This is a genomic window from Erythrobacter sp. HI0063, from assembly GCF_001635685.1.
Classification (GTDB): domain Bacteria; phylum Pseudomonadota; class Alphaproteobacteria; order Sphingomonadales; family Sphingomonadaceae; genus Qipengyuania.
In genome coordinates this window covers 18,383-28,376 of the sequence record NZ_LWFF01000052.1, presented here as the reverse complement: position 1 = coordinate 28,376, position 9,994 = coordinate 18,383, and the positions used below count along the sequence as shown (strand labels likewise).

Genomic DNA, 9,994 nt, shown 5'->3' with positions numbered 1-9,994 from the left:
TTCTAGTATTGTCGAAATGATGTACGCGGCCTACTTGCGTTTATCCGACCTGTCAACTATAATTCTAGAAACATCGAATTATTGGGGCGTGCTATGGATCACGAAAAGGTTGCAGCCAGCTTAGCTGAGCTAGGGAATAGTCACCGACTGTCCGTGTTCCGCTTTCTGGTCAAAGCTGGCCATGATGGGGCTTCGGTCGGAGATATCCAGAAGGGGCTGGGTATTCCTGCTTCGACGCTATCACATCACCTTGCGCGCATGGCCAAGGTAGGGCTGATCCGGCAGGAGAAACATAGCCGCACGATTGTCTGTATACCCGAGTATGGGCACCTAGAGAATTTGATCGGTTTCTTACAAGAGGAATGTTGTGCAGGTGTTCGGATTGCGCATGAACCAGAACCGCTTTGACGCTTGCCCAGCTCTCGCTGTCCTCCCTAGTCAGCATCGCTATGAAGACTCAGGCGAAGGTGGAAACAGAAAATTGGCAGTAGAGTAGGCTGAAGAGGATCAATCAGATAATCCGCTGAGAAAGATTTTCTTCTTTACATCTTTGGCATTTTATCAACCAGAAATTCCGGATACCCCAAATATTTAAATGAGATTCCCGAACAACGCGCACTCAACTCTGATGCGGATTCTCAGGCGCGCCAAAAGACCGCATTCGGACGGTCGAATCGGTCGATGACCGAAGCCCTCACGCCAGGACATTGGCCGTGGCCGCCGCAGTGGAAATCCCATCGGCGTCGTCACATCCGGGGCGAGCATTGATTTCAAGCGCCGAGCGAATCACGATGCGAACAACGTCCCGTGGACACGTCCGCAATCGCCGTTCCGGCGTGGCGTACAGGAATCATCGGATAGTTTGACGTGCCTGTGTGTCGTTGTCTCCTTTGATTTGAATGCAGCGAAGCGGAGCGTCGCATTGGTTCATAGTTATGAAATCACCGTTCGTGTCGGGCCGCTGGCCGCCCACCATGCCAACCGACTACTCGCAACAGTCGGTTCTGGCGGTAATCCCGCAGCGGTCCGGTTTGCTCCAGCCCCGCCGAATTGTACTCGGATCTTCATGATGCAGCGGGATCGGTCCGGGGATCGGTAGTGACGAGCCCGAAAAACGTGGCGCCGGCATTGCCTGAAGGATATTGTCGATCTCCCGATAGACGCCTCGCGCTGCCATATGAGGATGGCGCGCCGCTTCGTCCGGATCAAGCACGGGGGCAAAGCAGGCATCGCTGCCTTCCAGCAGTGCGCGCCATTCTTCCCGTGTCCGCATGGCGAATATCTCGCTAAAACGCTGCTTGAGCTCGGGCCAGGCATCACGATCATAGCCGTCGTCAAAACTGCTATCGCCGGCCAACCCCAGCTTTTTGCAAAGCAGCGCATAGAACTTGGGCTCGAGTGATCCGACTGAGATGAAATTCCCGTCGGCGCACCGATAGGTCGAGTACCAGTGAGGGCCGTCAAGGATGCTGCAGCCGCGTATGCTGGCAACCTGGCCGGCGGCCTTCAGGCTCAGGAGCAAGTTCATCATGTGAGCGCTCCCATCGACGATCGCGGCGTCAACCACTTGCCCATTCCCGGTATCCCGGGCGTGCATTGCCGCTGCGAGGACGCCGATGGCCAAATAAAGCGCTCCACCCCCAATATCGCCTACCAGGCTTGGCGGCGCCATTGGCGGTTCACCAGGATGCCCAGCATACCAAAGGGCTCCTGACAGCGCGATATAGTTGATGTCATGGCCGGCCGCTTGGGCGAGAGGTCCCTGCTGCCCCCAACCCGTCATGCGACCGAATACAAGGCGGGGGTTACGCGCTAGGCAAACCTCGGGACCAAGGCCGAGCCTCTCCATCACCCCAGGCCGCATGCCTTCGATCAGTACATCGCCCCTTTGGACGAGATCCAGGACATGCGCGACGCCTTCGGGGGACTTCAGATCCAAGGCAATTACACGTTTCCCGCGGTTCACAATGGCGCCGCTGCCAAGATCGATATTTTCGGAGTTAGGGCTTACGCGTTCAATGACGACGACATCGGCGCCAAGGTCGGCCAACAGCATTCCGCAAAACGGCGCCGGGCCGATGCCCGCAATTTCGAGTATTTTGAGGCCTGCAAGCGGACCAGTTTTCGTCATTCAGGCATACCTGCGTCTGAGACCTTGGCGCTTTGATCCAGGCCGTTTCGCCGCTCCAGATTTCGAGACGGGTTGCAGTCGTGCTGGGCGGCAGTGTCGAAAGTAAGATTGGCAAAATGACCTTGATTCGCCTAATTCATTCTCTGGAGCAATTATTCCTGTGGGGCATGTCCATGCTCGATTCTCGCCTCAAGCATGCCGTCGCGGTTGGTCAGCTTCGTTCCTTCTCCAGGGCAGCGGATGCGGTTGGTGTCACGCAGTCGGCGGTGACCAAGAGTGTCGCTGAACTCGAACGGTATCTTGGCTATTCCCTTTTCCATCGGACCTCACGGGGCGCGATGCCGACAGAGGAGGGACGCGAATTTATCGATCGCGCAGCGCGCTTGCTTGCCGACGCAGCTGAACTACTCGGAGATACAGCCCGCCGCGCCGACGCCTATGCGGGCCCGCTTCGAATCGGACTGTTCCCAGGGTCAATCGACTGGTTGCTCACCCAACCTCTGGTTTCTTTGCTGCGGCGCCATCCGGCAGTGCGCGTCGAAGTCGTTTCGGGCAACAGCGAAAGGGGCGTGCGACTCCTGTCGCGCGGCGATATCGATGTCGCCTTTGGACTTGAAGCGGCCTTTGCACGCTGGCCGGAATTCAAGTGCGAGCGGGTCGCCTCGATCGAAATACTGCCTTTTGTGCGGAACAATCATCCCATTCTGGGGATAAACCCGACCAGCAAGGAGCCGCTGGTCCAGTTCGAATTCGTAGTGCCCTCATCTTCCGAACCCTACACATCGATCATTCAGCAGATGTACGAAAAAAGCGGTAAGCGTCCCGCTGACTGGATCCACATGACAGACTATTTTCAATTGGTTCGACGGATCGTTGCCACATCCGATGCTATCGGGATGGTTGCAAAACAGTTCACCGAGAACTCATGGTTTCGCGCCAATTTCGTGGCCTTGGAGGGAATCGGTTTATTCGATCCATTGACGCTTTGTTATGCTGTGCGTAGCCGCTGGCAGGTAAAACCGGCTGGCCGTGCGCTCGTCAGCCTTGTTCGTCAGGCATGGCGCACCGCACCATCGGATTAACGGCAAGGGGGCGGGGTGCGATCGGAAATCCGCTGCATCCGTCGCGATCAGCTAGAGCATTTCGCGCAGAAGTGGGAACCGGCTTTCCGGCAGGAAATGCTCTAGCAAATTGATCTTGGGCATTTTCCGAGTTGGCGGGTGATTCCACTCGCCTCGAAAATGGCCTAGAAGCTAATCGCCACTTCTCCGCCGATGACGCGCCCCCTGTTTAGCGGTGAAAGGCTTGCACCCGTGCCCCCGAAGGCCGCCGGCAAAGGTGTATCGCCGCCAATCGTCACCTCATTCAGGAGGTTTCGGCCATAGATGGAGAAGCGCCAGTGCTTGTTGTCGGTCGCCAATGTGAGGCTCGCATCGAGCATATCGGCGCCCTGAAGGAAGCCGACGTTGTTGTCGGTGAATGCCGCCTTGTCGCGATGCGTGAAGCTGACACGCGCCGTTGCTGTCCCCAATTCGCCAAGCTGCTGATCATAAGTCAGCCCCACGCCATAGGTCCATGGCGACAGCCTTGGCAATTTGAGCGCACGATCCACATCGTTGATGACGCCATCACCGCTGAGGTCGAACTGGACGTTGCGATACTAGCCATTCACGTAGCCGAGCTGACCCGAAATCACGAGGTTGGACAAAAGAAAAAACTGCCCCTCGGCCTCGACGCCTTTGATTGTGGCGTCGGCGGTGTTCCGTATGACCTGGCTGACGCCAAGCGGTCCGGGCAGGTTGATCTCGCGCTGCAGGTCCTTCATGCGATTGTAGAAGGCCGCCAGGTTGATCCGGTGGCGCCCGAATTGCTTCTTGGCGCCGAGTTCGAAACTGTCCTGGGTCTCTTGATTGAATGGCCCCGGCGGCACAGCGGGATCGGTGTTGCGCAAATTATATCCGCCGCTGCGGAACCCGCGCGTGTAAAGGCCATAAATCTGCGTGTCGTCATCCGGCTTCCACTGAAGGCCGATTTTCGGCGTAAACCCTCGCCATTTTGCCGCGTCGGCGAAATTGGTTGCACAGATCAGCGTGTCTAGATTGCAACCATTTGCGCGCAAGGCCGAGACCCGAACGGCTTTGCGTTCCCAGCTATACCGCGCGCCGAGATTCAAGGTCAGCGTATCGGTGAAATGCCAGTCGGTCGAAGCAAAAATGCCCCATGTTGTCTGGTCTTGCGTACCCCCACCGGAAACGATCCGAGCACCGCCCAAAAGATTCCGCAGCTCGGCGTAACGAAGATCCTGGGAAAAATAGTATAGACCGGTTGTCAATTCGACGTCACCGAACCTTCCGGCATAACGAAGTTCGTCGCTGAGCTGATCCTGGTCGATTTCGAAAAAGGCATGAAAGAAGGACTGTGGTGTTCCATCGATATCAGCGCCCGCGGAGGATCGGAATTTCCGATAGCCAGCGATGTTGGTGAAGACGCCTCCGCCCAGACCGACATCGATGTTGGTTTCCACGATCGCCTGGTCCCATTTGGCATCATAGAAACCTGGGAAATTGATCGAAAACCTGAAGCTGTCGCGGGGAAACAGCGCGTGACTCTGGACAGGGGCTCCATCGCTTTCGACATCGCCATGCTCATAGCGGAGATCCATTCGGAAGCGGTCGCCACCCTTGAGCGAAAGTGCCGGGCGAATGATAAGGTCATGTGATTTACCGAAGCTGCGATTGTCGAAGCGGTTGCGAAACCAGCCATTGTCGTCGCTGTAGTAGACGGCCAATTTGGCAGCCAAAACGTCATCGACGATAGGTCCGGTAACCGTGCCGCTTACGGTCTTCTTCAGTCCCGTTTCAATGGATAGCTTGGCTTTGGCTCCAAAATCGAAGCTGGGCCGTGTGGTCCGCACAACCACGGCACCGCCGGTAACGTTGCGACCGAAAAGCAAGCCTTGCGGTCCACGCAGAACTTCGATCCCCTCAAGGTCGAAGTTGTCCAGCACGACACCAGCGTTGATGCCGAGGTAAATACCGTCAGTGAAAACGCCTACGGTGGGGTCGATCGATGGGATCGTGCTGTTGATGCCGAGGCCCCGGATAGTGAAATTGGCATAGCCCGGTGCCGTACCCACATCCTCGAGCTGGACGTTGGGAACGTCGTAGCTCAGACTTTGAAGATTCTGGACGAACTTGGCATCCAACTGCGCTTCACCAAAAGCCGTGACCGCCATCGGTACTTTCTGCACGCTTTCGCCATAGCCCTTTTTGGTGGCGGTAACGACAATGTCCTCAGCCAGCGCTTCCGTGGCGCTCCCGGTTTGGTCGTTCGCCTGGGGCGTTGCTTCCTGGGCAAATGCTGTTCCCGAGCACAACAACGCGGCAGACGCCAATAGACATCCTCTCATGGCTGATCCTCTCTTCCCAGGAGATATTGTGTAGTTCATGCCGTTTGGCGGCATTTGAGGGCCGTCGTCCAATTCAATTCGCTGCAGAACTATTCCTGCTGCTCATCGATATCTGGCGGCGGCACGACGCCATCGGCAGCCCGACGGCCGCTCAAAAATATCATGGTAATTCATTGGGTTGATTACGCTCTCAGCGCCCGTTCTACCGCCTCAAGGCTGTCATTCAGCCCGAGCGGGTGCTCGGCATCCGTGAAGTCGACAATTCTACCCCAGTGCCGGGCGACATCATCGAGCGTGAACGCCCTGTCCGCTCCGAAGGCGTGCCCAAGCGCGCGCTCCCACCTAAGCTTGGCGATATAGCCGGCTCCAACTTCAAAAAGCCCTTTGGTTTCGCTGCAATTCTCGTGCGCAAGCCAACCGACCAATGGACTGATCGCTTCCGCTCTGAGATTGGCGAGAAACTCTTGTGGAAAGGCGGTCGCGGTCATACGCGATGCGGCGATTGGGGCGATCGTATTAACCTGGATGTTTCTGGACCGCCCCTCCTCCGCCAGCGCGTTCGCAAGCCCCAATATTCCGAGCTTGGCTGCGGCATAGTTGGCCTGACCGAAGTTGCCGTAGATTGCGGCTGCAGACGTGGTCATGACGATGCGGCCATAGCCCTTGTCGCGCAGTATCGGCCATGCTGCCTGCGTCACTGCCCGCGTCCCATTCAGATGGACCCGCTGAAGCAGTGTCCAGTCTTCGTCGGTCATTTTGTGGAAGCTCACATCGCGCAGGATGCCGGCATTGTTGATGACGACGTCAACGGTTCCGAAGTTGTCAAGCGCGGCTTGGATGATCAGCGCGCCCTCCTCGACCGACGCATAATTTGCCACCGCCTGACCGCCCGTGGCTCGAATTTCGTCGACCACATTGTCAGCGGCTGTGGAGCAGCTGCCGCTCCCTTTCTCGTCGCCACCCAGATCATTCACCACCACCTTGGCTCCGCGCCCGCCAAACATCAGCGCGTACTGGCGCCCAAGTCCGCCTCCGGCTCCGGTCACAACCACTACCCTGCCATCGAAACGAAGCTCTTCGTCCATCGCTTGTCTGCCTCTTTTACCTGAGCGACGCATCTGCGCATTTGATCCTGTGCGAGTCAGGCACGCGGCTCCATTTCCGTCGACGCTGTCGTTTTCGTCTGAGCCTTACCGAAAGGCTTGAATGCCGGTCAGGGCGCGCGAAACAACAAGCTTTTGAATCTCCGTCGTGCCATCGGGGATGGGGCAAATGATCGCCTCACGCACCAGCCGCTCGACGATGAATTCGCGGGTGACGCCGTTGCCGCCATGGATCTGAAGCGCATCGCGCGTCGCTTCGATCGCCATTTCGGTGGCGTACCACTTGGCCATCGAGCATTCCGTCTCTGCGCGCGTGCCCGCCTGGACGAGGGATATTGCCCGGTGCGTCAACAGACGGGCTGCGTCGATCTTGGTCGCCATGATGGCGATCTTGTCGGCGATCAGCTGATGGCCGGCGATCTTCTTGCCATGCTGCGCGCGATCGCGAGCGTACGCGATCGCCTCATCCATTGCTCGCCGTGCGATGCCGATACTCCACATCGCCATATGGCAGCGGGCAATCTCGAACACTTGCAACGTATTGCGCAATCCATCGCCGACCCGGCCGATCGTGTTTGCCACCGGTACGCGGCATTCGGTCAGGAATATCTGTGCAGTCGATTGGCCGTTGAGCGCCATCTTCTGGATATCGCGCACCTCATACTCACTCTCGTCACGATCGACCAGGATGTGAGTGACTTCATTTTCGCCAGTCTTGCACGTACAGATGAAGATGTCCGAGTAGGCTCCGTTGGTGATCCAGGTCTTTTCGCCATTGATGACCCAGAAATCGCCGTCTCGTACGGCGCGTGTCTTGATGGCGGCGACGTCCGAGCCGACATCGGGCTCCGAGATGCCGAGCGAAACGAACTTCTCGGCCGCGACGAGGTCGGCAAGATAGCGTTGCTTGATCGTCTCCGGGGCGAAGCGGCGGATGAGTTCTGCGCCAACCGCGTTGATGAAGCCGGGTATGGCCACATCGAGCGAGGAATAGGCGATCTCCTCGAAAATGAGCAGATGAGTGAGCCATCCCATATCAAGCCCGCCCCATTGCTCCTGATGCGGTGCGGTAATATGGCCATAGCCGGTCAGTGCTTGAGTCCATTCCTTCATGAGCGGTTTGGGGATGAACCGCTCCCCATGCCGGCGGATTTCCGGCTCAAGCTTGTTGTCGAGAAAGCGGCGGACGGTTTCCACCGCCATGCGTTGTTCATCGGACAGCTCAAAGTTCATATCGTGACCCCGTGTTTCCCTAGGCGCGCTCTGACAACTACCGGCCCAGGATCGTGACGGCGACCACCGCCTCTTCCACCCCGATGACACCTCCGCCGTTCTGCGCGATCGCGAACCGGGCATTCGGAACCTGTCGATCTTCCGCCTCGCCGCGCAATTGCAGCGCAAGCTCGTAGATTTGGCCGAGCCCGGTGGCGCCGATCGGATGTCCCTTGCATTCAAGCCCGCCCGACGTGTTTACCGGAATACGCCCACCCAGCGCCGTCTCACCGCGCTCTGCCGCGAGTCCGCCCTCGCCAGGCGGCGTCAGGCCGAGCGCCTCGATTTCAATGATCTCGCCAACCGCCGTGGCGTCATGCACCTCCGCGACGCCAATATCTTCTGGCCCCACGCCGGCCATCGCATAGGCCCGGTTCGCCGCAAGGCGGCTGACATGGTGGTCATAATCAAAGGGATCGCGCGCGGCGCCGGTTTGCAGCACAGACGCCAGGATTCTTAGCGCCCTGTCCGGGGCTGCCGACAGTTTGCGCCGACCGGCTTCGCTGCAGATGATCGCAGCGGCGGCGCCGTCGCTGATCGGAGAGCACATCGGCAGTGTGAACGGGTAAACGATCGGAGGCGCAGCGAGTACACTTTCGACGGTATATGGGAGGCGATACTGGGCAAGCAGATTGCGCGTCGAATGCATGTGATTTTTCGCCGAGACGGCCGCGATTTGCGCTTGCGTCGAGCCGTAGGTCTTCATGTGCGCGCGTGCCATCGCGGCGTATACATCCATGAAAACGCTGTAAGGCTGACTCGATGTCGTTCCTTCCGGAACATCGACGCCATTGCCCATGGCCAGCAGCTGCGCGCGGCCCGACTCGGTTTCATGCACGTCCCAAGCGCCATCGAATGCACTGAACATGAGCGCCTTGTCGGGCGAGTACATCTTCTCCGCGCCGAGCGCGAGTACGACATCCGCTGCCCCCGATCGAACATAGGCGGCGGCCATGTGCAAGGCCGTGGAAGCCGTCGCACATGCGTTTTCGACATTCACCACGGGAACGCTTGAGATGCCCATCGCTCGCGCCACGATTTCGCCGCGGATCATGTCCTGGCCCTCCATATGCCCCTGGACGCAATTGCCGAAGAAGATGGCTTCGACATCGCCGGCGGTGCATCCTGCGTCGGAAAAGGCCTGCGACGAAGCTTCGGCGCAGAGCATTTTCAGGCTCTTGTCGAACTGTTTTCCGAACGGGGTCATCCCAACCCCCATGACGAATATGTCGGTCATTCGTTGATCCATTCTTCCAATGTGTTCCGCATCCGATCAGGTCTCACCGGTCGGAAAAATCGGGCTTCCGCTTCTCCCGGAATGCCGCCAGTCCTTCGACAATGTCGTTGGACAAGGCGTAAGCAGCCATGGCTTCGAGTTCCTGACGCAGCCCGACTTCGAGCGAGCTATCCTGCGCAGCGCGGACTAGCTGCTTCATGTAGGCGAGCCCTGGCCGGCTCTTTTCTGCAAGAGATTCTACCAGCGCTTGCGCTGCCGCAATGAGATCCTCGGGAGCAACCAGTTGGGTCACGAGTCCGGCTTCCTTCATCTCGGCAGCCGAGATGGTCCCGCCGGTCATCATCAGATGTTTCGCACGCGCTTCGCCGATCTTCCTAGGGAGTCGAACCGACCCTCCACCGCCGGGCAACAGGCCGTAATTTGCATGGGCGTCGCCAAATCTGGCCGGGTGCGCGGCAATGACGAGATCACAGCACAACACCAGTTCCAAGCCGCCGGCGAGCGTAAGGCCGTTGACCGCCGCAATTATCGGAAGGCGCGACGTCTCGATCCTGTTAAAAGCCTGACCGAGCCGCGGCAGAAACAGATTTAAGCGTTCGGCGAGAGTTTGTCCGCCTGTTCCATCGCCAATTGCGAGCAGATCCGCGCCAGCGCAAAACGCCCGTCCGGCGCCGGTAAGAATGCAAGCGCGCACCGTCGCATCTGCTTCCGCTGCCTCGATCGCTGCGGCTAGTTCCTCGGCCAAAGCCAACGACAGACTGTTCAACGCTGCCGGCCGGTTGAGGGTCACCCAAAGCGCTGGGCCGCGTTGCTCAACCAGGATGTATTCATAATCCATTGCA

General features: G+C 58.4%; 9 protein-coding genes. 2 read left to right on the top strand and 7 right to left on the bottom strand.

The window, feature by feature from the left end:
• The first annotated feature begins 93 nt into the window (after positions 1 to 93).
• Complete coding sequence (locus tag A3736_RS16565; protein WP_000349485.1) at positions 94 to 408, top strand: helix-turn-helix transcriptional regulator; 315 nt, start codon at positions 94 to 96, stop codon at positions 406 to 408.
• A gap of 577 nt (positions 409 to 985) precedes the next feature.
• On the opposite strand, the gene A3736_RS02225 is transcribed toward A3736_RS16565, so the two are convergent.
• A complete protein-coding gene (locus A3736_RS02225) occupies positions 986 to 2,131 on the bottom strand; it encodes a CaiB/BaiF CoA-transferase family protein (RefSeq protein ID WP_041685272.1) in 1,146 nt (381 codons plus the stop codon).
• 116 nt (positions 2,132 to 2,247) lie between these two features.
• Between A3736_RS02225 and A3736_RS02220 the strand changes: the two genes are divergently transcribed.
• Positions 2,248 to 3,213, top strand: a complete 966-nt coding sequence (locus A3736_RS02220) for a LysR family transcriptional regulator (RefSeq protein WP_217352622.1) — start codon at positions 2,248 to 2,250, stop codon at positions 3,211 to 3,213.
• A 164-nt stretch (positions 3,214 to 3,377) separates the two neighbouring features.
• On the opposite strand, the gene A3736_RS18235 is transcribed toward A3736_RS02220, so the two are convergent.
• The 6 genes from A3736_RS18235 to A3736_RS02195 form a co-directional block, all read right to left on the bottom strand.
• The gene (locus tag A3736_RS18235) at positions 3,378 to 3,743 is read right to left on the bottom strand and encodes a TonB-dependent receptor (protein WP_369815410.1); all 366 of its coding nucleotides are present in this window, start codon (positions 3,741 to 3,743) and stop codon (positions 3,378 to 3,380) included.
• 48 nt (positions 3,744 to 3,791) lie between these two features.
• Positions 3,792 to 5,525, bottom strand: a complete 1,734-nt coding sequence (locus A3736_RS02215) for a TonB-dependent receptor (protein ID WP_369815409.1) — start codon at positions 5,523 to 5,525, stop codon at positions 3,792 to 3,794.
• 197 nt (positions 5,526 to 5,722) lie between these two features.
• Positions 5,723 to 6,625 carry an SDR family oxidoreductase gene (locus A3736_RS02210; RefSeq protein WP_054525393.1) on the bottom strand — a complete coding sequence of 301 codons (903 nt, stop codon included), beginning with the start codon at positions 6,623 to 6,625 and terminating at the stop codon, positions 5,723 to 5,725.
• Between the two features lie 105 nt (positions 6,626 to 6,730).
• Positions 6,731 to 7,876 (bottom strand): acyl-CoA dehydrogenase family protein, encoded by a 1,146-nt coding sequence (locus A3736_RS02205; RefSeq protein WP_011415064.1) that lies wholly within the window; start codon positions 7,874 to 7,876, stop codon positions 6,731 to 6,733.
• Between the two features lie 37 nt (positions 7,877 to 7,913).
• Positions 7,914 to 9,152 (bottom strand): thiolase family protein, encoded by a 1,239-nt coding sequence (locus tag A3736_RS02200; protein WP_011415063.1) that lies wholly within the window; start codon positions 9,150 to 9,152, stop codon positions 7,914 to 7,916.
• Positions 9,153 to 9,195: 43 nt separating this feature from the next.
• Positions 9,196 to 9,990, bottom strand: coding sequence for an enoyl-CoA hydratase/isomerase family protein (locus A3736_RS02195; RefSeq protein ID WP_054525391.1), 795 nt, complete (start codon positions 9,988 to 9,990; stop codon positions 9,196 to 9,198).
• Positions 9,991 to 9,994 lie beyond the last annotated feature (4 nt).